Genomic DNA, 22,833 nt, shown 5'->3' on the forward strand with positions numbered 1-22,833 from the left:
GATATAATTCTATAAAAATAGAGTGAATAGGGGCTACTCCAATTGAATCCAATCTTACTTGATTTTCCTAAAAAAATAGAAACAAACCGATTATATATTCGCCCCTGTTTACCAGGGGACGGTCCAATAGTTCATAACGCTATCTCTCACTCCATTTCCGAACTAAAAGCTTGGATGCCGTGGGCACAACATGAACAAACGCTTGATCAAGTTGAGGGAAATGTAAGAGACTCTTATAGCATGTTTATCAAGCGAGAAGACATGCGACTTCATATTTTCCGCAAAGAAGATGATGTATTCATTGGTTCAACAGGTTTTCACCGCTGTAATTGGGATGTGCCAAGACTCGAAATTGGCTATTGGATCGACACGAGATATAGTGGGAATGGATATATGAGTGAAGCTGTCCAGGAACTCACGCTTTTTGCATTTGATTTCTTTGCTGCCAAACGCGTTGAAATTCGTTGTGATGAAAAAAATATCGCTTCTCGAAAAATCCCCGAACGATTAGGATTTGAATTAGAAGGTATTCTACGCTGCGATTCTGTTAGCATTGAGGACAAAAATGAACCTAGAAATACATGCGTGTTTTCATTGCTTTCTTCTGAAAAAAAGAAACTATTATTGTAATCCTAATTACGAAAGAAACGAAAAGCTAGTGAATTCCTTCCCTCACTCCCCTTCTGGAGTTAAAAAGTTATTTCACTAGCTTTTTTATTTTTCACCGAAAAGGTAAATCTACAAGCTTGTTGAATGGACCAATAACATCTTTACTTTTGTCACCGGGGAATTCGAACCATTTTTGTCGTTCAGTGGGTTAAGATAGGCATAATTCCCACTGATTTATTCAACTCTATTCATTGGGACAAAACCTACATCGAGATAACTTTTCATCCCTCCTTTAAAGCCTGTTGCAACTGCAGATATTGAACCGCATACACCGTTTTAGCGTCGAAAATCCGCTGACTTTTTATCCATTCTTGCCCTTCCTCTATCGACACTTCCACAAGTTCAACGAATTCATCCTCGTCTGTTCCTTTGCTATTTTCAATCACAAACAAATCTTCTGCTATGTACAAATGTACGAGCTCGTCTGCAAAGCCCGGTGACGTATAAAAACTTATTAAATGTCTCATGTTCCGGCAACCGTATCCTGTCTCTTCCTCTAACTCTCTTTCTGCCGTTACCTTTGGTTCTTCTCCAGGCTCCAACTTCCCAGCTGGAATTTCAAGAAGAGTGCGTTCTAGCGCTTTTCTGTATTGTTCAACCATAATAATATTTCCGTTTTCTTTCACCGCTATGACGGCCACTGCTCCAGGGTGATTAATAATTTCACGCTTCGATGTTTTCCCGTTTGGTAATTGAACATCCTCTACCTTTAATGAAATAATTTTACCTTCGAATAAGGTTTCCGATGTAATCGTTTTTTCTTCAAATTTCTTCATCCTAATTTCCTCCTAGTTCTATGAAGCCTATTTTTTCATACATTTTACCATACTCTCTTGGAGGTGAAGCAACTGAAGGTTTATGTGCATAGAAACGGAATTCTATTTTCAGGAAAAGCTTGGGAGATTCGTGCAGCTCTCGAAAAATACCGCAACACATACCACTATGTAAAAGAATGGGTTGACGACATCCATCCGAAATAGAACCAACTATTTGTTTGTTCACTCTATTTTTCGTTAAGATAGTAAAGAGATGGCAAACGGAAGGATGGGATACGATGGAAAAACGTCAGCTTGGCCGATCTAGTTTATCTGTCAGCAAAATGGGACTTGGTTGCATGTCTCTTGGGACCAACGAAGAAAAAGCTAAAACGATTATTGAAGCCGCTCTAGAACAAGGAATTACTTATTTTGATACTGCCGACTTATATGACTTTGGTGTAAATGAAAAAATCGTTGGTCGGGCACTTCATTCTGTTCGCGAGGAAGTGATTATTGCCACAAAAGTAGGAAATCGCTGGAAAGATGACCATTCTTCCTGGCAATGGGATCCTTCTAAAGCCTATATAAAAGAAGGCGTGAAAAATAGTTTAACTCGCTTAAATACGGACTATATTGATTTGTATCAATTACACGGGGGAACCATGGATGACCCACTTGAAGAAACCATTGAAGCGTTTGAAGAATTAAAACAAGAAGGATTTATCCGTTCGTACGGGATCTCCTCAATTCGATCCAATGTAATTGAAGAATTTGTAAAAAAATCCTCCATTGATACGGTGATGATGCAATATAATTTATTAGATCGCCGACCGGAGGAAATTTTTCCGTTTCTTCAAGAGCAAGGCATTAGTGTCGTAACTCGTGGACCATTAGCTAAAGGAATACTAAGTGAAGCGATGCTACAAAAAGCCTCTCAAAAAATAAAAAAAGAAGGCTATTTGGACTATTCTTACCTGGAATTACAAGAGCTTTTAGCTTCCATAAACGAGAGATTTACCTCTCATCATTCAATGACAGAACTGAGTCTTCAATTCAATTTAGCTCAAGGAGCAGTCAGTGCGGTTATACCAGGGGCTAGTTCAGTAGATCAATTGAAGAGCAATATAGCCGCCGCAAATGGTTCAAACCTATCTACAGAGGAAGGACAGCTTTTAAGAGAAATGACCAAAATCTCTTTCTACGACCAACATCGAGACTAGAAGTATCTCCTCCTAATTATAATTCTCATCCTGATTATTAGAGACTTCACAATAGTCTCAAGAAGTAGTGGGGCGGGTAATTAAACGCCATGTGCCGGAAGATGATTCACGAATCTCACAATAATTACTTTACTTCACTAAACAATCATTGTAGAATAGTCTGTATATTCAAAATAAACAAAAAGTGATGATGAAGACGACATGAAAAAAGAAGCTAAAGAGAGTCGGTGGTTGCTGCGAACCGATGCCCATTCTTCATGCTCGAGCACTTCTGAACTGACAGATTGAACATGAGTAGATCTGTCCGGTGAAAGCCGTTATGACATTTGAGGCTATGTATATCGTAGCGAACTAGGGTGGCACCACGTCTATTCACGTCCCTTATAACAAGACAACTATGTCTGTTATGAGGGGCGTTTTTGTTTTCATAGAGGCTATTCTCATGTACATTGTTGCTACTTATATTTTTATAATCGATGGCATCCTCATTTTTAGCATTGATTTCGTTCATAAACAGAAGGAAAGATAACCCTACGCTTTCGTTTTAACAGGAAATCTACTGGTTCAGAAACAGCCTATAAAAATCACATTTCCTATCTGAAAGGATGATAGCTTTTATGTTGATCAAGCAAAAATACCTGTTCACACCTGGCCCTACGCCCGTTCCAGAACGAGTCAAACAAGCGATGAATCAACCAATGATTGGCCATCGAACCCAGGAATTCCCGCTTTTATTAGATGACGTTTCCCATAAACTGATGCCGATATTCGGATCAGCTAATCCCATTATGGTCCTATCTGGAAGCGGAACAGCAGCTTTAGAAACAGCGGTCGCTAATGTGGTCGAAGAAGGAGATCCTGTCGTCGTGATTGTCGCAGGTGCCTTTGGTGACCGCTTTGCGAAAATCTGTGAAGCCTACGGAGCAGATATTTATGTTCTAGAAATCGCTTGGGGAACTGCATGTACCTCTGAGCAGCTTCACTCGTTTTTGAAAAAAATAAATATTCGACCTAAAGCCGTGATCGTGACTTATTGCGAAACTTCAACCGGAGTCCTCCATCCCGTTCATGAACTAGGAATAGTAGTGAAACAGGAAACCGATGCCCTTTTTATCGTTGATGGTGTCAGTTGTATCGGTGCCGTTCCTGTCGATATGAAAAGCTGGAATATCGATATTCTTGTGTCAGGATCACAAAAAGCGTTGATGTTGCCGCCGGGCTTAGCTTTTATCGCTAGCAACGATAAAGCGAAAGAGGTATTTAAGAAATGCCGTTCAAAACGTTTTTACCTGGATCTAAACCGTTATTCCTCTTCCTTTGACAACGAAAGCTCTACTCCTTTTACTCCTGCCATATCTTTGATCTACGGCCTTCAAGAAGTATGCCATATAATAGAAGAAGAGGGGGTCGAACAAGTCATTAGTCGTCATCAATTATTGAAGACAATGATACGTACCGGATTGGAGGCTCTTGAAATACATCTATTAACCTCTAATTCTGATGCTTCCCCAACTGTCACGGCGATTAAAACTAGTGATTACACCAGTAAAAAAATTAAAAATTGGTTGCAAGAAAATTACGGTATTTCTATCGCTGGAGGACAAGGTAAATTTAAAGGGGACATTATCCGAATCGGTCATATGGGGTATTGTACTCCCTTTGATGTATTAAGGTTGTTAAACGCTATGGAAATGACAGTTCATCAGCTTGAAGGAAAACCGGTTCTTGGTGTTGCGACGACTAAAGCACAGGAGGCATGGATCACTCATGTATAAAGTTTTAGTTACCGATAGTATCAGCGACACTGGACTGGCTTACTTGATTCAGCATCCAAATTTCACGGTCGATAAACAGCCCACTCTGCCCTTCGAAGAATTGTGTGAAATTATCGGAGAGTATGACGCCTTAATTGTTCGCAGTCAAACAAAGGTCACCGAACAGCTGTTGCATTATGCAACTAATCTACAGGTCATTGCCCGTGCAGGTGTTGGCGTGGACAATATTGATGTCAAAACTGCTACTAGAAAAGGAATGGTCGTGATCAACGCACCAGGAGCAAACACGATTGCCGCCACGGAGCACACACTGGCCATGCTGTTAGCACTCGCGAGAAACATCCCCCAGGCGCATCAACAAACCACCACCGGTGAATGGAACCGCGGCGCTTTTCAAGGGGTGGAATTGTATCGGAAAACGCTTGGTGTAATTGGAATGGGCAAAATCGGTACAGAAGTTGCTAAGCGGGCGAAAAGTTTTGGCATGAACCTACTCGGGTATGATCCTTATTTTACCGAAGAAAGAGGGCAAAAGCTTGGCATTCAAAAGGCCTCACTCGATGAAATCGCCGCTGAATCTGATTTCATCACCATCCATACTCCCTTAACCAATGCTACCAAATTTCTGATCAATGATGATTATTTGAGAAAATCAAAACCCGGGGTTCGCATTGTTAATTGCGCTAGAGGTGGCATTATAGATGAAGGAGCATTAGTGAGAGCCATTTCTGCTGGTAAAGTGGCTGGTGCAGCTTTGGATGTCTATCAAACCGAGCCTCCGACAAATGTTAGTCTCTTTCACCACCCACACATCATCATGACTCCTCACCTCGGAGCTTCAACGATTGAAGCGCAAGAAAAAGTTGCCCAAGAGGTTAGCACAGAAATCATTGATATTTTACAGTCAAAGATCATTCGCAACGCTATTAATATGCCGCAAATATCAGGTGAGACACAACGAAAAATGGCGCCCTACTTGAAACTTGGGGAGCAAGTTGGTCAACTGGCTGTTCAATTATTAAATACCGCTCCAGATCGAATTGACATTGCTTATTATGGCGATCTCCTTGAAGAAGATACCGATTTGTTAACTAGATCCATGGTGAAAGGCTTGCTCTCCCATCATTTGAGTGATTCTGTGAATTTGGTCAACGCCTTCCACCTCCTCAACGAACAAGGAGTCACCCATAATATTCAGAAAAACACAGGAAATAACGGATTTGCAAATTTCATTCTCTTAACGCTTCAACATGGCTCAGAGAAGGCTGCCATTGGGGCGACGGTCTTAAATGGATATGGCGGCCGGATTATGAAAATCAATCATTACCGAATCGATATTAAACCGGAAAACTATTTATTAGTAATACAACATCAGGACGTTCCCGGCATGGTTGGAAAGGTCGGCTCCATGCTAGGCATGCACAAGATTAATATTGGTACGATGCAAGTTGGTCGAGCTGATATTGGTGGAGAAGCCATTATGGTTCTGACACTAGATAAAAAGATTGGTAGTGAAATATTGGCATTACTGAAAGAAATAGATGGACTTGAAGGGGCGCAACTACTTGAACTGACTTAATCACCCACCTTCCAAAAAATGATTATTTTTTGCTATCAAAAACCCACCGCTTGAAAGCGATGGGTTTTTGATATTTAAATGAGATTGCGTAAAAATCCAAGCACACCATAGCCTTCCTCAGTTGTTATCTAAAAGAACCTCTTTCACTTCTAAAACATCATTGAGGATAAAATTCGCTTCTTTCTCTTCAAATTGTGCTCTCGCTTTTTGTCCAGAAAGTCCCGTTAATACAGCAGCGAACTTACAGCCCATTTTCCTTGCTGCCAACAGATCAGCTAAAGAGTCACCCACGATTAAAATCTCCTCTGCCCCCTCAACCGGGAGTTTGGTATTCAGACTTTCAATAGCTCCGGAACTTCTACCTTTCAGGCCCAGAACATACGTAAACGGGTTCGGTTTAGCCAATGGTCTATACTCAGGAAAGGCACGCTCCGCCTTTAAGACATCATCCGCTGTCACAATAAAGTTTTCATCGAAATGGTTGATCCAACCAAGATGAGTAAACGGTTGAATCGTTTCGAGCTCTGGTCGTCCCGTTCCAATTCCTATCTTGATTCCTCCGGCCAATAAATTGTGGAAGAGCTCGTCAATTCTTTCTGGTGCGCATATGGTTTTTTCATTTGCTAAAAATCCCTGCTTACCGGTTTGCACAGAAGGTCTTCCTGTTGATTTCTGAACGTGATCATCCCCGACGTACCATTCTTGAGAGATGTGCTCTCCTACCGACCACAATGTACGATCCTCTGAAAAAACAGTCGTTTCGACACCTAGTTTTTTCTTAGCAAGTGTATTTAAATGTTGAAATAATCCCAGTTTAGTAGGCTTAGATCGGTTAAAGGCTGAGACAAACCCACTAAAATTAAGCAGCACCCCTTCTTTTCTAAAAGCAATGCCCATTTCCTTCAATGCATTCCGATCGATTTCTGCCTGTAGCCACTTATTCACTTGACTCTTATCACTCAATTGCGCAAGTAAATGCACGAGCTGATAGCTTACTGTTAAATAAATCATATCCCAATTCGCGTTCAAGCCATTCGCTTTTAACATTCGGAGTATACTATCTTCTTCAAAAACCTTTGATCTAATTTCGCCAATCTCCTGCAGACTATAGTCGGTTTTAAATGCTTCAGGTAAGAGTCCCACATATTTTTCACTTATCAACAATTCCCATACCGTAAGAGCCGATGCATCAAAGTAATGTTCTTCACTTAATAAAACACCATCGACATCAAATAATATTTTTTTAATCATCACTTCTCCCCCATTGCCAATTAATCTTTCAATCACTTTATCATAATAAAGCAGAATAATCCAAATATTTCGGTTTGAGTCGAGGTTCTTTTTCCATACGGCTTTTAAGGAATAGATTATCATATGAATTTTTAACAATTTGCTTAGAGAATCTTTTCAGAATTAGTAAGAAATAATTACGGGCGGTAGGGCAAAGGGAGACAAAGGAATATATCTTGATTCGACTAATATCTCTAAGGAGTTTCCAACAAAAAAGGAAAAGAGCCTATTTTACTCCTTTCCTATCTTGTCTAAAGTACTAGAATTTATGGGTCTGTAACCTATCTCGTATACACTGAATTTAGTAATTTTCTAGCCACTGTAACGCACGTCGCTCAAGAGCCTTCACAAACTGATCTTTCCCCTCGATATACGAATCCATGTCATTGGGGAATTTCCGGGCAAGATTTACTTTGATTTCCCCATAAGCCTTAGCCTCTTCGGAATGATTGCGCAAGTAGTCTCTAAAAGCTAAGTGCCTCGTTAGGTTCGAATCACCCGATTCAAAGAAGTGAAGATGCGATTCCCTAGCTCCTTTTACATTTCTATAAAAGAATCTGCGATTTTTTATGCCATTTTCACCTTTCGCAATAAAGCATATAGTCTCTAAGGCTGCTTCTTGCTGATCAATTAATTTTAAGGAAGGAACTTCAATGAGAAAATCAATAATCGGCTTGGCCGTTAACCCTTCCACAGAAGTTGAACCGATATGATGAAAAATAATCGTAGGATCCGGGAAAATTCTACGGAGTTCTTCTTCTACATTTAGAAAGTTTGCTTTCCATTTTTCTTGATACTGTATAACTTCTACTTTTCTCATGAATCCTTAAACGTTTTCCAGCTAAGATTACTTTCATTTAGCAATTCTTCAAAACTCTTATTTTTTTCTTTTTGTTTTCGTTCTTCTTCTTTGCGTTTGGCTTCGGCTCGTTTCTGTTCGTTTTCTTCTGTTTCTAACGCCTTTTTAGTTTGTTGTAGTTGCTCTAGTAAGGAAGCATCTAGAGTATCTTTCAACGTCGCGCCTTTGTCTTCTTTTGCTTTTTTTGGCTGGGCATTCTTTTTCTTTTTGCTCATTTTCATCGTCCTTTTGCTTTTCTATTTCTCGCAGTGGAGTTTACTTCCGAATACGGCTATTGTAGCAAAATTCATTTTAATCAGTCAAAATCAAGCAAAACGGATAGAAAAAACAGCCCTCAAAGAGCTGCTTTTATTCTAATAGGCTGTTTTCGCAAAGATTGTGGCTTTTCGAAATAGTTCTCAATTCGTGATGAAGATTGACTTCGGGCATCTTTTCACATCATTTTTAACACGGAATGAGGAATGAAATTAGTGTTTCCATCCTTTTTTGTATGCTACAGCAACAAAGCATGCGAAAAGAGCCTTCTAATAAGCTTCTGTTAGTACACTCTCGCACACAGTTAGTTCTGGTTCAGTAGACGTGATGACATCTTCAACTTGAAATCCTTTGGCTACTTCTTTTAGTAATAATCCTTTTTCAGTTACGTCAATAACCGCTCTTTCCGTAATAATTCGATGAACCACGCCTTTTCCCGTCAAGGGAAGCGTGCATTTTTTTTTGATTTTTGGCGAGCCATCCTTACTTACATGGTCCATGATGACAATGATTTTCTGGGCTCCATGAACGAGATCCATTGCTCCACCCATTCCCTTAATCATTTTTCCGGGAATCATCCAGTTGGCAAGATCTCCATTTTCAGCGACCTCCATGCCTCCAAGAATAGCAAGATTAATATGCCCACCTCGAATCATCGCAAACGACTCAGCACTATCGAAGTATGCAGCACCCTCAATAGCCGTTACCGTTTCTTTCCCAGCATTGATTAAATCGGCTTCAACCTCCTCTTCCCTTGGATAAGGTCCAATTCCGAGTAGTCCGTTTTCTGATTGAAGGACAACTTGCTTGTTTTCTTCGATATAATTAGCAACGAGTGTTGGCATTCCAATTCCTAAATTGACATAGAATCCATCTCTAATTTCTTTTTCTGCTCTTCTAGCAATTCTCTCTCTTACTTGTGCACGATCCATAATCATCTCCCCCTTCTACGCTTTTTGTACAGTTCGTCTCTCAATTCGCTTTTCTTGCGTTCCTTGAATGATTCGCTGAACATAAATACTCGGGGTATGAATCTCATTCGGATTTAATTCGCCCGTTTCATAAAGCTCTTCTACTTCAGCTATGGTAACTTTCCCCGCAGAGGCAATCATCGGGTTAAAATTGCGAGCCGTTTTGTTGTAAATGAGATTCCCCATCCTATCTCCTTTTTCTGCCCGTACAATGCTGTAATCCGCTATTAACGCTTCCTCTAACAAATATTCTTTGCGTTGGAAGACCCGCGTTTCTTTTCCTTCTGCAATAGGTGTCCCCACCCCAGCTGGCGTATAAAATGCTGGTATCCCAGCTCCACCTGCTCGGATTTTTTCAGCAAGGGTCCCTTGTGGAATTAATTCCACTTCAAGTTCTCCTGAAAGCACTTGTCGTTCAAACTCTTTATTTTCCCCAACATATGATCCGACCATTTTTTGAATTTGTCGATTTTTCAAAAGCAGTCCTAAGCCCCACTCATCAATTCCACAATTATTACTAATGACGGTTAAATTTTTCACTCCTGATTCAGCCAAAGCTAGAATCGCTTTTTCTGGGATTCCACATAACCCGAAGCCACCAACCATCAGTGTACTACCGTCTTTAATATCAGCAACCACGTCTTGAAAAGATGTAAAGATCTCCTTCATCTCGATTCCTCCTTTACTTTGTTCGTTCAACTACCGTGGCAACACCTTGTCCACCACCTATACAGAGCGTGGCCAGTCCCCTCTTGGCGTCACTCTTGATCATCTCATGAATAAGGCTAACTAAAATCCGCGCCCCACTTGCTCCAATTGGGTGTCCAAGCGAAATCGCTCCTCCGTTAACGTTTAATTTCTCTGCATCAAATACAAGCTCACGACCGACTGCTAACGACTGAGCAGCAAAGGCTTCATTCGCTTCAATGAGATCCATTTCTTCCAACGACATGGCCGTTTTCGCAAGCACTTTTTTGACTGCCGTGACCGGTCCGATCCCCATCACACTTGGATCGACTCCACCACTAGCATTGCCTTTAATGGTGACAAGAGGTGTTACTCCTAGTTCATCTGCTTTTTCTTTGGACATGACAACTAGCGCCGCAGCACCATCATTGATCCCTGACGCATTTCCAGCCGTCACACTTCCATCTTTTTTGAAGGCTGGACGCAATTTTCCTAATCCTTCTGCAGTCGTTCCTTTTCGTGGAAATTCATCTTCTTTAAAGAGGATTGGCTCTCTTCTACGTTGAGGAATTTCAACTGCTACAATTTCCTCTTCAAATTTCCCCTGTTCGATCGCGTTTACTGCTTTTTGTTGAGAAGCTGCCGCAAATTCATCTTGCTCCTCTCTCGTCAGTTCATAGCGACTGCATAGGTTTTCAGCTGTTACGCCCATATGATAATCATTAAATGCACACCATAATCCATCCGTAACCATACTATCGACGATTTTTTGATCGCCCATTTTAAAGCCACTTCTTGCTCCATTTAATAAATAGGGAGCTTGGCTCATATTTTCCATTCCACCTGCTACAATGACATCCGCATCACCTGCTAAGATTGCTTGAGTTGCCAAGTGAACGGCCTTTAGTCCTGATCCACATACTTTATTAATTGTCATCGCCGAAACGCCTACAGATAATCCAGCTCCGAGTGCTGCTTGACGGGCCGTATTTTGTCCCAAACCAGCTTGGAGAACATTGCCCATAATCACTTCATCGACCGTGTCGATCGGGACCCCTGCTTTATGTAGAGCTTCTTTAATTACGATGCTGCCTAATGCAGGTGCCGAAATATCCTTTAAGGCACCGTTAAAATTTCCTATTGCTGTTCGAACTGCACTTACAATGACAACTTCTTTACTCATTATGTATTCCTCCCCTAAATCTGCTAATCTTCTACTGTATTCGATGTAAGCGCTTTAAAATCCTTTTTGAATTTTTTAAAAATTTCAGTTGCTTATTGCTCAGTCTCTTTCTACAATAAAAGAGACTACGGGGAGGGAGAAGTATGAATCTACCACAAAAAGCCACGATTATTGAGGTTGGTCCGCGGGACGGACTGCAAAATGAGAAGCAGTTCGTACCAACAGAAGTCAAAAAAAACTTTATTTCTTTACTAAAAGAAGCGAATATCGAGGAAATGGAGCTCACATCGTTTGTGTCACCGAAATGGGTACCACAAATGCAAGATGCGAATGAAATAGTGACTTCTTGTATAGATAAAAATCGAAATATCGTCCTTGCTCCTAATACTAAGGGCATCTCACGTGTGATGGAAACCGACTGCCGGGCGGTTGCTGTCTTTGTTGGGGTCAGCGAAACTTTTAATCAAAAAAATATTAATAAATCGACAACAGACAGTTTGCTTGAGCTTGAACCATTGATTGATTCATTAAAACAACAAAACTATTTTGTGCGAGCCTGTGTCTCTACCGCCTTTCATTGTCCTTATGAAGGGAAAATGGACCCTAAATCCACACTTCATTTATGTAAGGCATTCGCAGACATGGGAGTCGATGAGTTAAGTGTCGCTGATACAATTGGCATGGCTACACCAACAGAATCCTTTTCACTCTTCTCTTTCTTAAGAGAGTCCCTAACGTCCGTACTCTTAACCGCTCACTTCCATGACACACGCAAAATGGCTATAGCAAATGTATTGGCTTCGCTACAGGCTGGGATCACTCGTTTTGATACTTCAGCTGGAGGTCTAGGCGGTTGCCCATTTGCTCCGGGAGCATCTGGAAATGTGGCAACTGAAGATGTGGTCTATATGCTTGAACGAATGGGCGTATCAACAGGCGTAGACCTTGAAAAAGTTTGCGAAGCTATCGATATCATTCAACCGCATCTGTCCAGACCAATTGAAAGTGGCTATTATTCCTTAAGATCTCGTACATAGCCGCTCCTCTTTTCGCGTAAGCTATGGTTACTCTTCAGAAGAAAGGGGGAGTTTCCATGAGTAAACGTGATAAAGGATATAGCCAAAAAGGACAACCCAATGCCAATAACGTGAAGCAGGTCATGGCGGCTGAAGATGTAGAAACAGCTACCCATCCAGCTAAAAAGCAAAATGCTCGTTCGTAAAGACAAGGAAAAGGTCGTGCTAAGTTGCACGACCTTTTAAAGTGGAACAGAGCTCTAAGTCACTCGACACATGTTATTGGGTCCTTGCTCTTATTTCTTAGGGTTTCTTATTGAAAGACTGTCTTCGCAAAGATTGTGGCTTATCATATTAATTTATCATCTATGATATAGCTCTATTTCGGGCATCATTTCGTCTATTTTTGAAGAAAATCAACAGTGAAATAGAGGATTTAGTCAAAAACCAGATGAAATAGCCACAATGAATACGAAAAGAGCCTTCACAAATGATGAGCTATTTAGATATTCTATGTCTTTAGCCCAACTTCTTCAAAGATTTCACTTTCGAGGGTTCTCTCAAGAATATCCGATGAATCACCTTCTTTTCCAACTTCCCCCCCACCCCAACTCAAAGAAGGGGTTCCACCTTCATGCTCCTCTTTAAAGCTACGTTTGATTAATAGCCATTTTCCCGCTTTACTAATAGTTGCTTCCACATTATCAAGAAACATTTTGTCCCCCACCTTTAATCATGGCTGTTTTTCGAACGAAAAAAAAAGAAAGTTATCCTTATATATAGATTAAAAAGCCACAGTGTTTACAAAGAGCCTTAATCATTTCAATTCTAGAGATAACTGGACTCTGTCTCGACACCAAATTCCGTTTTCGAAGATTTTTTCCTCATAATGATTAACGAAATAATTAGCCTCCACACCTGTGATCCTAAATCCGCATTTTTGATACAAAGCTAGTTGCCCTATGCTAGAATTTCCTGTTCCGATTTCAATCTTGTTAAAGCCTACTTCTGTAGATTTTTGAATCGCATGCAGGATTAACTGTTTCCCTATCCCTTTACCTTGTTTATTCTCAGAGACCGCAACATTCACTAGTTCAATCGTCTCTGGCCCTGTCGCTAACAACATATAAACGCCGATTATTTCATTCCTGCAAACCATTACATAGCAGTCTCCACGATCTAGATACTCTTTTACCTTCATCCGCGAAGGATCTGCCGTTAATAATAAATCCATAGGTGGGTTCTCATGAACATCCAATTTTCTAATTTCCATGTCGTCTCTCCTCAATAAATCATTCACATTTAATCAAGCGATTTCACATTTTTCTCCAAAAACAAAGAATCTGCCCTCTGATTTACCGAAGAAATGCATTCATTACAATTATTTCAAATTATCAAAATTCACGCAATTATTTTTTATTGATTATGGGGGGAGCACAAACATTACCGCATTGAAATAATGAATTTCTGTGTTCTTTTTGCAAGGCTGTTTTCGCAAAGATTGTGGATTTTCGAATTGGAAAATATCCCATAATTTCTATGACTTCGTGCTCTTTTCCTCATGAAAACTTCTCCATTTCTAGATAAAAAGTAAGAGATCAGTCAAAAAAAACTTACTGCCTGTTTTTTCTTTGTGCCAATAGCAACAAATAATACGAAAAGAGCCTTTCGCAAAAACAAATGGTAACCCTTCTTGCATTTCGTAAAATTTAACTCTAAAAAAACAATATTAGATTTTCCCTAAACTACTGCAATAAACATTTAAACAGAGAGTAGATTAAAAAGAGATATATAAAGGAGTAGGTTATAATGGTTATAATCGGATTTAGGGACATGGTATCCCTTCGTCCCACAAAAAGGAGTGGCTCTAATGAAAAAGTGGAAGGCGATTACGAGTGGTGCCTTAACGGCTGCTTTGCTGACAGCATTTGGTGTTTATTCGACGAATCGATTATTACATATTCAGAAAAAAGATGAAGAAGAAATCATTAGGCGTGAACGAGTAGCAAAGCGACTGAATCAAGAAGAGTTTGATGCCCTTCCAAAAGAAGAAATGACGATTCCTTCTGCTCAAAACTATCCAATACATGCGTATTTTGTTCAGCCACATGATACGAAGAAATATGTAGTATTTTGTCACGGGGTAACTGAAACGAAGTGGAATTCCATTAAATATATGAACCTTTTCCTTAAACGCGGTTACAATGCCGTAATTTATGATCATCGTCGTCACGGATTATCCGGCGGCGACACTACCTCCTATGGACATTTCGAAAAACAGGATTTAAAAGCGATTGTAGATGAAGTACGTCATCGTGTTGGTGAGGATGCGTTTATCGGCATTCACGGAGAATCTATGGGTGCTGCAACCCTACTTTTATACGCCGGTAGTGTGGAAGATGGAGCTGACTTTTATATCGCTGACTGCCCTTACTCTGATTTCCAAGAACAATTTTTGTATCGGGTAAAAGTGGATACGAAATTAAACATGAAATGGCTCGCACCGGTTACAGATCTCTTTCTCAAGCATCGAGGCGGGTTTACGTTTAAGCATATTGCACCTCTAGCAGTAGTCGATAAAATCTACAATCCAGTGTTGTTTATCCATAGTAAGGATGATGACTTTATCTTACCTTCGATGACGAAGGCACTTTTTGAAAAAAAACAAGGCGAAAAAATGCTGTATATCTCAGAAAAAGGCGCTCACGCTCAATCTTACAATGAAAACCCTACTGAATATGAAGAGGTCATAGAGGAGTTTCTCTGCACCTATGTCCATGAAAAGGAATTTTCTTAAAATGATTTCATCTGATCTCAAAAAGACATTAATAGGCGTTCATGGGGAGCAAAAAGCTTTGAAATGGGTGAAGGATTTCCCTCGACTTGCCTCGACCATTGAAACCACCTATGAAGGGAAAATAGGCACCCATTTTGAGTTGAGCTATCATTTTGTAGCACCCTTTCACTTAGATGAAGTCCGCTCACTTGTTATCAAAGCAGGTGTGCCATCACATGCTTTTAACCTCGAGGTTCAGGCGTTAAAGGATTTTGCATGCAACTCGATTGTTCGTCTTTTCGAAGAAGATTCGTCAGAAGGATGGATGCTGATCGAGCATCTCACACCAGGATATTCTCTCCGGGAAGTGAAAGAAGAAGAAAAGAGGTTAGATATTACCGCTCGTCTGCTTCAGGAATTATGGCGCACCCCGCCAGAACGTCATAGCTATCCATTAATGAAGCAATGGGCATCTGGATTTGAGCGAATGAGAAAGACATTTGATGGTGGAACCGGGCCATTACCCGCTTCAAAAATAGAAAAGGCTGAAAAGCTATTTCGGCAACTGCTACACTCTACTGATACACCTACTCTTCTCCATGGGGATTTGCATCACGGAAATATACTCTATTCCGAACGTCGCGGATGGATAGCGATTGATGCAAAAGGGGTCGTTGGTGATCCTGCCTCTGACTTATACCCCTATCTTTCTAATGAACTGTTGAATGTAGAAAATCCGCTGACACTACTGCAGCAACGGATCGCATTTTTTTCTTTTGCGCTTACCATTGATCCTAACCGTATCATTCAGTGGGGATTTGCGCGATCCGTACTTTCTGCCGTTTGGTGTGTAGAAGATCAGGTGGATTGCTGGAAAGACAGTTTAATTATGGCTAATTTATTCGAGACACTAAACGAGCACTAGGACACCTAGTACTCGTTTTTTTGATTGCTTTCGACTGGCGATTTCCGCAAAGTTATTGCTTTTCGAAGCGATATATAGTTTGTTAAAAATGCCCGGTTTTGAGGCATATTTTCGTCTATTTTCAAGGCTCTTTTCGCATCATTTGTTGCTGTAGCATACAAAAAAGGATGGAAACACCCTTTTCTTTTTCCTCATTTCGGGTTAAAAATGATGCGAAAAGATGCCCGAGGTCTTTCTTCATCACGATAGGGAGGGCTAATTCGAAAAGCCGCAATCTTTGCGAAATCAGCCAATTTGAAAGGTATCAGTAGAAAAAAGAAGATTCCGCCGATTATTTATTTGTTCTACAACAATGTATACGAAAAAAGCATTTATTTTTTAGCCACAATCAACACTGATTGCCCATTGAAGCTCGTCACTCTCCCATTCTCTTCCTGGATCTGAAAATGGTGCTTCGTGTCTCCTGATGCATTCAGCATATATTCTTCTAATTCCTCCTTGTCGTTTTCTGGCATCCTCATTCGTGCGAACCATGATTCGAATGAAAAGGTTTTGGAGAAAACAATTAGTTGCTTTACTTGAAACTCTTTTTCCTCGATTAGCTTCAGCCATTCTGTTTTTTTCCATGCTCGGTAATGACTAGGGTCACGTTTTTTCTCCACAGTATTATAAAAAACGTCCCACTCTTCTTTTTCAGGAGCGACATTATCAATCAATAGTAACGTACCTTTCTCTTGGAGAACACGTATACTTTCAGCAATGAATTGTTCAATGTTTGGGAAATGATGCGGAGCGATTCGACAAGTAACTACCGAAAAGGCTTCATCAGGAAAAGGAAGTTTTTCAGCATCTCCCACAATGAAACTCACATTTGTATAGCCATTCCCTCTAATAAACGCCTCCGCCTTCTGTAACATTCTTTCTGTCAAATCAAGCGCAACGACTTCTTTCACCAGTGGTGCAAGTCCATTGGCTACATGGCCTCCACCTGTAGCAATATCTAATACTCGATCTTTTTTGGTCACATTAGCCAACCGAATTAATTCGTGCAAATCTTCGCCATTTGCATGAATTTCACTCTTCACATAACTACCAGCAGACTGACTAAACTGCTTTTGGACTTTTTTCTTAATATCCATTCGTATCCTCTCCCAACTCTTCGATACTTATAGGATATGCTACCTCCGTCCATAAGAAAATTCGATATATCTTTTCACTAATAATAAGATTTTCTTATCACTCTGCACTATCTCTCTCCAATACATCTTCCTCTACCAAAAGGAATACACAGCGGCGTACCGAAAATCGGATCCTTCGCAAGCTTGCAATTCATCCCAAAGACTTCTTTGACTAGTTCACATGTGATAATTTCTTCAGGTTTACCTTGGGCATAAATATTTTTATTGCGAATGGCGACAATATGATGTGCATAGCGGCAGGCTAAATTTAAATCATGAAGAACCATCACAATCATTCGATTCTCCGTTTCATTTAATTGGAATAATAAATCCAAGATATCGATTTGATGAGTCATGTCTAGATAGGTAGTCGGTTCGTCGAGCAAAATGGTTTCAGTTTGCTGAGCAAGGGTTAACGCAATCCAGGCCCTCTGTCTCTGTCCACCAGATAATGAATCCACTCTTCTGTCCGCTAAATCCATTAAACCCGTTGCATTTAAGGCGTCCTTTACAATCTGCTCATCTTCTCGGGTCCACTGTTTTATCCAGCTTTGATATGGATATCGACCTTGTTTTACGAGCTGAAGAACTGTAATTCCTTCTGGAGCAATTGGTCCTTGTGGCAAAATGGCCAAATTCCGGGCAATCTCTTTTGTCGATTGTTGATCAATCGACTTTCCGTCCAGTAAAATAGAACCTTCCTTTGGTTTCAATAACCGGGCAAATGACCGGAGGAGTGTCGATTTTCCACAGCCATTACTCCCAATGAACACGGTAATTTCTCCTTTAGGAATATGTAAATCCAAATTCTCAATAATGGTCGTTTCTCCATAGCCTATCGTGAGGCCTTTTCCTTCCAATGCATGCATATTTCTTCCTCCCATATTTCTTAGGTGTTAGGCTGATTTCTTCGATTTCACTAGCAAATATATAAAATAAGGTGCCCCAATAGAAGCCGTAAAAACTCCAGCCGGAATTTCAAGAGGAGCAAACAACGTTCGGCCGATCAGGTCTGAAATGAGGACCAAGATGGCACCAATTAAGGCCGCGGTAGGCAAAAGCAATCCGAATGCTGACCCGACCATTTTCCTTGCAATATGAGGAGCCATTAATCCGACAAACCCTATCCCCCCCGCCATGCTGACTCCAACTCCAGTAAGCGCTGTACATAAGACTAGGAGAGAAATTCGTTGCTTTTGAACGTTACTTCCAACTCTAATGGCAACCTCTTCACCTAGATCTTGAACGTTCACATGACGAACCATTATAAAGCTAAGAATAAGCAAAATAAGGGTCACAGGTGCAAACAAAGACACCTCTTCCCAGGACGAGCCATGAACGGTCCCTGTAATCCAAATATTTGCTTGACTTGCGCGGTAAATCGGACCAATTAACATAAATAAAGTTGTTAACGCCTGCATTAACGCTGAAATTCCAATGCCTATTAAGACAAATCGAAGTGAAGATATTCCATTTTTCCACGCGAGCATATAAAGAAGCAAAGCCGTTAGGGCTGCGCCAACGAATGCACTTAATGGTAACCACTGAATACTAACCGTTAATGCATTGTTTTCATCACTAAATAAAGCTAAAAAAGAAACCACTGCAACCGAAGCACCGCCTGTTAATCCAATAATATCGGGAGAGGCAAGGGGATTTCGAATCATTCCTTGTAATAATCCACCCGCCACCGCAAGACTCATTCCGACTAGAATAGCAATAAGAATTCTCGGTAAGCGAAAGGCTTGAACCACCAGCACTTCTATTTCTGTTCCCCCTCCAAAGAAAACGGATAACACGGTTAGTGGACTGATTTTCATCTCGCCCATTCCCATGCTAATGATTGTGAATAGTAAAAGGATACAGCTTAGCCCTATCAACACAATACTCCCTTTTACGTCGAGTAAAAAAGAAACTCGCTTTTTTCCCATTCTTACGGCTTTATACTTCTTCACGATGAAAAACCTCCTTTACGCGCAATGAGAATAAAAAAAGGCACGCCTAGAAAGGCGGTAATAATTCCAACCGGTACCTCTTGAGGCATTATGATATAGCGGGACCCAATATCAGCCACCACTAATAAACTCCCGCCAAGTACCCCGCAGTAGGGAATGACCCACCGATAATCATTGCCAACAAAGAAGCGCGCCAGATGTGGAACGACAATGCCAATAAATCCAATTGGACCTGCTATTGCCACACTTCCACCCGCTAAAAGTATGACTATGACAGCGGACAATGCTTTGACCCAAGCCGTTCGTTGTCCTAACCCTTTTGCTAGATCTTCCCCCATAAGAAGAATATTGATTTTTCCGCCGATCAAGAGTGCACCCAACCAGGCTACTGCTAAATAGGGTAAAACCGATTGTAATATGTCTAACTTTCTACCTTGAACAGAACCTGCTAGCCAATACAGTACTACATCAAGAGCCGATTCATTCAACACTAAAATGCCTTGTGTGACTGATGAAAGCAAGGCGGCAATAGCCGCTCCTGCTAAGGTTAATGTTACCGGAGTGACTCCTTGTTTTCCTGCGGCTCCTATGAGGTATACACATACTGCCGCCACGCCTGCTCCAAGAAAAGCAATCCATGCGAATGATTGCAGCGAGGTTATGGAAAAGAACGAAACGGCGATCACAATGGCCAAGCTGGCTCCTGCATTCACACCAAGTATTCCAGGTGAAGCCAACGGATTTCTGGTTAGCGCTTGCATAATTGCCCCTGCAATTCCTAAACTGGCACCAACTGCCGCACCAATTAGGGCCCTTGGAAGTCGTACAGTCTTAATAATAATATGTTCGTTGGATCCATCGAAATGGCGAAACGCATCAATAGCCAACATCCAGGGGGTTTGTGTATAGCCATACACGACACTCGAACAAATAAATATAAATAAGAGGATTATCCCGGAGCCTAACCCTATGTATCTACTCTTTTTCGTTGTTAACATCTATTTGTACTCCTTCTCTCTATTTCTCTACCAGTTTATTTTAATTGAGAATAAGTGTCAATGATAGTGAAAATCATTTTCAATTAGTTGTTGACACAATAAGCAAGAGCAATTATTATTTTAATTGCGAGTGAAAATCATTTTCAATTAAACTTAACGGAGGTAGTATTACATGCATTTACGAAAAAAAAGCTCTTACATATCCCTCTTCCTACTTTTGCTGGCAGTGATGTTTGCATTAGCAGCATGTGGCTCAAATGAAAAAAAAGCCACTACTGATGAAGAAACTAGCAACACAGAATCTAGATCTTATACGGTAAAACATGCGATGGGAACAACGGATATTCCCGAAACACCTAAAAAAATCGTGATTTTAACGAATGAGGGGACAGAAGCTCTGTTATCTCTAGGAGTTACCCTAGCAGGTGCCGTTCAGTCTTGGACTGGTGACCCTTGGTATGATCATATCGCTGAGAAGATGAGTGATGTTAAAGTTGTGGGATTGGAAAGTCAAGTGAATGTTGAAGCTGTTGCGGCTCTAAAGCCTGACTTAATCATTGGAAACAAAATGCGCCAGGAAGAAATTTATGATCAACTGAGCCTAATTGCCCCAACCGTTTTCGCCGAAACGCTTCGCGGTAATTGGAAGGAGAACTTTGAGCTTTATGCTGAGGCTGTCAACCGAACGGAAGAAGGCGAAGAAGTCATCAGTGCATATGATGAACGGATTCGCTCACTCCAGGAATCATTAGGTGAGAAAGTAGATATGGAGGTTTCCATGGTTCGTTTCATGGCTGGTGATGTAAGAATTTACCACAAAGACTCTTTTTCAGGTGTAATCCTTGAACAAATTGGCTTTGCTCGTCCTGAATCTCAAAACGTCGATGATTTTGCTGAAAAAGGAGTAACAAAGGAACGGATTCCAGCAATGGATGGAGATATTCTATTCTACTTCACCTATGAGCCAGGTGACGGAGAGGCAACGAAAGTCGAAGAAGAGTGGCTAGACGATCCACTTTTCAACAATCTTGAAGTGGCACATACAGAATCAATCTATAAAGTAAGTGATGACATTTGGAATACAGCTGGAGGTGTATTGGCTGCTAATCTAATGCTTGATGATTTACAAACCTATTTTCTCGAACAATAATCACCCAAAAATTATTCTATAGAAAAGGTTCTTTTCGTAATAATTGTTGCTTTAAGAAGGAATTCTGTATGAAAATCGTTCCTTTTTTATAATGGCTCTTTTCGTATTCATTGTGGCTATTTCATCTGATTTTTGACTAAATCCTCCATTTCATTGTTGATTTCTATCAAAAACAGACGAAATGATGCCCGAAACAAAGCTATATTACAAATGATTAACTGATACGAAAAGCAACAATCTTTGCGAAAACAGCCTTTATAATTTATCTTCCAGGGTATACAAAAAATGTTGGTTTGGAATAAAGTTTGATCGAAAACACCTCACAAACTAGCATTTTACGATAAATAGAAAGAAGCCATTTTGAAAAAAGATTGATCAAAATGGCTTCTTCTCCTGGAAGTTAAATGTTGGCTTTTGTAAAAAAGATTGATCACTTTCACTTATGATCTTCGACAATCGCGCCCAATACTTGAATATTTGAATTCGAGATAAATTTATGGTTTACTTTCGCAAAAGTCACCGTTACTTTAATAACTACTAATGTCATCTTTATTTCTTCTTGAATTGATAATGAAATAATTATATTTTGTAAGAACTGACTACTAACAAAACAGATAAAAACAAGTAATATTTAATACCTTTTAAATCTCGCTATAAAGAACTAATTACTTTTTGAATATTCCTGCCAAATTTCTGAACACTAGCAGATACGTCCATAACCTTGACCTGCAAATTAAGCGTTACAATAACAGATAATAGCATCCCGATAGAATTGATGCCATAAAAAACATTACAAGACTTATCTTTTTACTTACTTTCCAGATTACAAAAGTCGAAGTTAAAAATCCGACTACTACCATACCTAGTCCAACATACTGTAGAAAAGAAATAGAAGGAACAAATCCAGTAAAGAAGGTCGCCATACCAAATAATTTTAGTGCAACAACTACAAAAACTTGAGGCTTTTTTAATAATTCTCCCTTCATTTGTTTCTTTTCCTCATATTCGAGCTTTCGATATGTGTTAACGGTCATAATGGTAGGAACACCCCATAATAATAATATATATACAATATAAATAAGATTCATTTGCATCCTCCGAGAGTGTATAGAGATAATATTTGGTATCATCATTCTATTCTTGTGTACTCACCTTTAACTTAATACCAATTTTTCCAATAATCCATTATTTAGGTAATCTCTTATTCTAGAATTTGAACCAATTTAGGAAAAGACTTGCTATGCAATAAGCGCGCCCTATACTGGAATAAATGAAATCTGGAGATAGATTTCCACATTCTACATAATGTTTAATAATTGAGCTAAAAGGGCTACACATAAACTTATAAACATTGTTATTAGCCAATTTATTTTTTCTGTCATTTTAAGAAGAATGTTTAATATTGTCCCAATACACATACAAAGAATAAAGACAAATAAAAACATAATTAAAAATTCCAAAACACATACCTACCTTCCAAGATATATTACGGATTTATAAAGACTCAAACTCTATTTTTTCTTCCACAATGTTGGTCTTTGGTTTACTACAATCCATCATACTCTCCACTAATTTTAACATATATCAAT

The 22,833-nt window shown here is 40.0% G+C and carries 24 protein-coding genes and 1 other annotated feature; of the genes, 10 read left to right on the plus strand and 14 right to left on the minus strand.

Translation table 11 applies throughout. The features are described 5' to 3' along the window. Positions 1-42 precede the first annotated feature (42 nt). Complete coding sequence (locus tag U8D43_RS04500; protein ID WP_335869797.1) at positions 43-630, plus strand: GNAT family N-acetyltransferase; 588 nt, start codon at positions 43-45, stop codon at positions 628-630. Positions 631-890: 260 nt separating this feature from the next. On the opposite strand, the gene U8D43_RS04505 is transcribed toward U8D43_RS04500, so the two are convergent. After that, entirely contained in the window at positions 891-1,445 is a 555-nt protein-coding gene (locus U8D43_RS04505; RefSeq protein WP_335869798.1) for an NUDIX domain-containing protein, read from the minus strand. Positions 1,446-1,529: 84 nt separating this feature from the next. Between U8D43_RS04505 and mciZ the strand changes: the two genes are divergently transcribed. The 4 genes from mciZ (at position 1,530) to serA (ending at position 6,001) form a co-directional block, all read left to right on the plus strand. Next, positions 1,530-1,649, plus strand: a complete 120-nt coding sequence (gene mciZ / locus U8D43_RS04510; protein ID WP_335869799.1) for a Z-ring formation inhibitor MciZ — start codon at positions 1,530-1,532, stop codon at positions 1,647-1,649. A gap of 74 nt (positions 1,650-1,723) precedes the next feature. Then, positions 1,724-2,647 carry an aldo/keto reductase gene (locus U8D43_RS04515; RefSeq protein ID WP_335869800.1) on the plus strand — a complete coding sequence of 308 codons (924 nt, stop codon included), beginning with the start codon at positions 1,724-1,726 and terminating at the stop codon, positions 2,645-2,647. A gap of 178 nt (positions 2,648-2,825) precedes the next feature. Beyond that, positions 2,826-3,032 (plus strand) — a binding site (T-box leader). A 232-nt stretch (positions 3,033-3,264) separates the two neighbouring features. Further along, positions 3,265-4,422, plus strand: a complete 1,158-nt coding sequence (locus tag U8D43_RS04520; protein WP_335869802.1) for a pyridoxal-phosphate-dependent aminotransferase family protein — start codon at positions 3,265-3,267, stop codon at positions 4,420-4,422. Then, the gene (gene serA, locus U8D43_RS04525; protein WP_335869857.1) at positions 4,415-6,001 is read left to right on the plus strand and encodes a phosphoglycerate dehydrogenase; all 1,587 of its coding nucleotides are present in this window, start codon (positions 4,415-4,417) and stop codon (positions 5,999-6,001) included. Before U8D43_RS04520 ends, serA begins: the two co-directional genes overlap by 8 nt. A gap of 117 nt (positions 6,002-6,118) precedes the next feature. On the opposite strand, the gene U8D43_RS04530 is transcribed toward serA, so the two are convergent. From U8D43_RS04530 to U8D43_RS04555, 6 genes are all read right to left on the minus strand, one after another. After that, on the minus strand, positions 6,119-7,252 hold the full coding sequence (locus U8D43_RS04530; RefSeq protein WP_335869803.1) for an HAD family hydrolase: 1,134 nt from the start codon (positions 7,250-7,252) through the stop codon (positions 6,119-6,121). Positions 7,253-7,592: 340 nt separating this feature from the next. Beyond that, positions 7,593-8,111 carry a GrpB family protein gene (locus U8D43_RS04535; protein ID WP_335869804.1) on the minus strand — a complete coding sequence of 173 codons (519 nt, stop codon included), beginning with the start codon at positions 8,109-8,111 and terminating at the stop codon, positions 7,593-7,595. Continuing rightward, positions 8,108-8,365, minus strand: a complete 258-nt coding sequence (locus U8D43_RS04540) for a YqkE family protein (protein WP_335869805.1) — start codon at positions 8,363-8,365, stop codon at positions 8,108-8,110. The genes U8D43_RS04535 and U8D43_RS04540 overlap by 4 nt, the downstream gene beginning before the upstream one ends. Before the next feature lie 309 nt (positions 8,366-8,674). Then, a complete protein-coding gene (locus U8D43_RS04545) occupies positions 8,675-9,343 on the minus strand; it encodes a 3-oxoacid CoA-transferase subunit B (protein ID WP_335869806.1) in 669 nt (222 codons plus the stop codon). A gap of 9 nt (positions 9,344-9,352) precedes the next feature. After that, the gene (locus U8D43_RS04550) at positions 9,353-10,045 is read right to left on the minus strand and encodes a CoA transferase subunit A (RefSeq protein WP_335869807.1); all 693 of its coding nucleotides are present in this window, start codon (positions 10,043-10,045) and stop codon (positions 9,353-9,355) included. Positions 10,046-10,058: 13 nt separating this feature from the next. Then, positions 10,059-11,246: an acetyl-CoA C-acetyltransferase gene (locus tag U8D43_RS04555; protein WP_442893551.1), complete on the minus strand. Its 1,188-nt coding sequence runs from the start codon at positions 11,244-11,246 to the stop codon at positions 10,059-10,061. A gap of 143 nt (positions 11,247-11,389) precedes the next feature. Between U8D43_RS04555 and U8D43_RS04560 the strand changes: the two genes are divergently transcribed. Together U8D43_RS04560 and U8D43_RS04565 are read left to right on the plus strand one after the other, a co-directional pair. Then, positions 11,390-12,283: a hydroxymethylglutaryl-CoA lyase gene (locus tag U8D43_RS04560; RefSeq protein ID WP_335869808.1), complete on the plus strand. Its 894-nt coding sequence runs from the start codon at positions 11,390-11,392 to the stop codon at positions 12,281-12,283. A 56-nt stretch (positions 12,284-12,339) separates the two neighbouring features. Further along, a complete protein-coding gene (locus U8D43_RS04565) occupies positions 12,340-12,468 on the plus strand; it encodes a hypothetical protein (RefSeq protein WP_335869809.1) in 129 nt (42 codons plus the stop codon). A gap of 305 nt (positions 12,469-12,773) precedes the next feature. On the opposite strand, the gene U8D43_RS04570 is transcribed toward U8D43_RS04565, so the two are convergent. Further along, positions 12,774-12,977, minus strand: a complete 204-nt coding sequence (locus tag U8D43_RS04570; RefSeq protein ID WP_442893552.1) for a hypothetical protein — start codon at positions 12,975-12,977, stop codon at positions 12,774-12,776. A gap of 102 nt (positions 12,978-13,079) precedes the next feature. After that, complete coding sequence (locus U8D43_RS04575; protein WP_335869810.1) at positions 13,080-13,535, minus strand: GNAT family N-acetyltransferase; 456 nt, start codon at positions 13,533-13,535, stop codon at positions 13,080-13,082. 597 nt (positions 13,536-14,132) lie between these two features. Between U8D43_RS04575 and U8D43_RS04580 the strand changes: the two genes are divergently transcribed. Both U8D43_RS04580 and U8D43_RS04585 read left to right on the plus strand, forming a co-directional pair. Then, positions 14,133-15,059, plus strand: coding sequence for an alpha/beta hydrolase (locus U8D43_RS04580; protein ID WP_335869811.1), 927 nt, complete (start codon positions 14,133-14,135; stop codon positions 15,057-15,059). A 1-nt stretch (position 15,060) separates the two neighbouring features. After that, entirely contained in the window at positions 15,061-15,963 is a 903-nt protein-coding gene (locus U8D43_RS04585) for an aminoglycoside phosphotransferase family protein (RefSeq protein ID WP_335869812.1), read from the plus strand. Between the two features lie 371 nt (positions 15,964-16,334). Here U8D43_RS04585 and U8D43_RS04590 read toward each other — a convergent pair whose 3' ends face one another. The 4 genes from U8D43_RS04590 to U8D43_RS04605 form a co-directional block, all read right to left on the minus strand. After that, positions 16,335-17,102, minus strand: a complete 768-nt coding sequence (locus tag U8D43_RS04590) for a class I SAM-dependent methyltransferase (protein ID WP_335869813.1) — start codon at positions 17,100-17,102, stop codon at positions 16,335-16,337. A gap of 107 nt (positions 17,103-17,209) precedes the next feature. Further along, complete coding sequence (locus U8D43_RS04595) at positions 17,210-18,010, minus strand: ABC transporter ATP-binding protein (RefSeq protein ID WP_335869814.1); 801 nt, start codon at positions 18,008-18,010, stop codon at positions 17,210-17,212. A 27-nt stretch (positions 18,011-18,037) separates the two neighbouring features. After that, on the minus strand, positions 18,038-19,096 hold the full coding sequence (locus tag U8D43_RS04600) for a FecCD family ABC transporter permease (RefSeq protein WP_335869815.1): 1,059 nt from the start codon (positions 19,094-19,096) through the stop codon (positions 18,038-18,040). Further along, positions 19,093-20,094, minus strand: a complete 1,002-nt coding sequence (locus tag U8D43_RS04605) for a FecCD family ABC transporter permease (RefSeq protein ID WP_335869816.1) — start codon at positions 20,092-20,094, stop codon at positions 19,093-19,095. Before U8D43_RS04605 ends, U8D43_RS04600 begins: the two co-directional genes overlap by 4 nt. A gap of 172 nt (positions 20,095-20,266) precedes the next feature. Here U8D43_RS04605 and U8D43_RS04610 point away from each other — a divergent pair, with 172 nt between their 5' ends. Continuing rightward, complete coding sequence (locus U8D43_RS04610) at positions 20,267-21,244, plus strand: ABC transporter substrate-binding protein (protein WP_335869817.1); 978 nt, start codon at positions 20,267-20,269, stop codon at positions 21,242-21,244. 740 nt (positions 21,245-21,984) lie between these two features. Here the strand turns inward: U8D43_RS04610 and U8D43_RS04615 are convergent. After that, positions 21,985-22,332 carry a hypothetical protein gene (locus U8D43_RS04615; RefSeq protein ID WP_335869818.1) on the minus strand — a complete coding sequence of 116 codons (348 nt, stop codon included), beginning with the start codon at positions 22,330-22,332 and terminating at the stop codon, positions 21,985-21,987. Positions 22,333-22,833: the final 501 nt, after the last annotated feature.

This window comes from Bacillus sp. 2205SS5-2 (assembly GCF_037024155.1).
Taxonomy (GTDB): Bacteria; Bacillota; Bacilli; order Bacillales; family Bacillaceae_K; genus Bacillus_CI.

Coding starts and splice junctions, on each gene's coding strand:
- U8D43_RS04505 (WP_335869798.1), bottom strand. CDS start 1,445: ATGAAGAAATTTGAAGAAAAAACGATTACATCGGAAACCTTATTCGAA.
- U8D43_RS04515 (WP_335869800.1), top strand. CDS start 1,724: ATGGAAAAACGTCAGCTTGGCCGATCTAGTTTATCTGTCAGCAAAATG.
- U8D43_RS04520 (WP_335869802.1), top strand. CDS start 3,265: ATGTTGATCAAGCAAAAATACCTGTTCACACCTGGCCCTACGCCCGTT.
- serA (WP_335869857.1), top strand. CDS start 4,415: ATGTATAAAGTTTTAGTTACCGATAGTATCAGCGACACTGGACTGGCT.
- U8D43_RS04530 (WP_335869803.1), bottom strand. CDS start 7,252: ATGATTAAAAAAATATTATTTGATGTCGATGGTGTTTTATTAAGTGAA.
- U8D43_RS04535 (WP_335869804.1), bottom strand. CDS start 8,111: ATGAGAAAAGTAGAAGTTATACAGTATCAAGAAAAATGGAAAGCAAAC.
- U8D43_RS04540 (WP_335869805.1), bottom strand. CDS start 8,365: ATGAGCAAAAAGAAAAAGAATGCCCAGCCAAAAAAAGCAAAAGAAGAC.
- U8D43_RS04545 (WP_335869806.1), bottom strand. CDS start 9,343: ATGATTATGGATCGTGCACAAGTAAGAGAGAGAATTGCTAGAAGAGCA.
- U8D43_RS04550 (WP_335869807.1), bottom strand. CDS start 10,045: ATGAAGGAGATCTTTACATCTTTTCAAGACGTGGTTGCTGATATTAAA.
- U8D43_RS04555 (WP_442893551.1), bottom strand. CDS start 11,246: ATGAGTAAAGAAGTTGTCATTGTAAGTGCAGTTCGAACAGCAATAGGA.
- U8D43_RS04560 (WP_335869808.1), top strand. CDS start 11,390: ATGAATCTACCACAAAAAGCCACGATTATTGAGGTTGGTCCGCGGGAC.
- U8D43_RS04565 (WP_335869809.1), top strand. CDS start 12,340: ATGAGTAAACGTGATAAAGGATATAGCCAAAAAGGACAACCCAATGCC.
- U8D43_RS04570 (WP_442893552.1), bottom strand. CDS start 12,977: ATGTTTCTTGATAATGTGGAAGCAACTATTAGTAAAGCGGGAAAATGG.
- U8D43_RS04575 (WP_335869810.1), bottom strand. CDS start 13,535: ATGGAAATTAGAAAATTGGATGTTCATGAGAACCCACCTATGGATTTA.
- U8D43_RS04580 (WP_335869811.1), top strand. CDS start 14,133: ATGAAAAAGTGGAAGGCGATTACGAGTGGTGCCTTAACGGCTGCTTTG.
- U8D43_RS04585 (WP_335869812.1), top strand. CDS start 15,061: ATGATTTCATCTGATCTCAAAAAGACATTAATAGGCGTTCATGGGGAG.
- U8D43_RS04590 (WP_335869813.1), bottom strand. CDS start 17,102: ATGGATATTAAGAAAAAAGTCCAAAAGCAGTTTAGTCAGTCTGCTGGT.
- U8D43_RS04595 (WP_335869814.1), bottom strand. CDS start 18,010: ATGCATGCATTGGAAGGAAAAGGCCTCACGATAGGCTATGGAGAAACG.
- U8D43_RS04605 (WP_335869816.1), bottom strand. CDS start 20,094: ATGTTAACAACGAAAAAGAGTAGATACATAGGGTTAGGCTCCGGGATA.
- U8D43_RS04610 (WP_335869817.1), top strand. CDS start 20,267: ATGCATTTACGAAAAAAAAGCTCTTACATATCCCTCTTCCTACTTTTG.
- U8D43_RS04615 (WP_335869818.1), bottom strand. CDS start 22,332: ATGAATCTTATTTATATTGTATATATATTATTATTATGGGGTGTTCCT.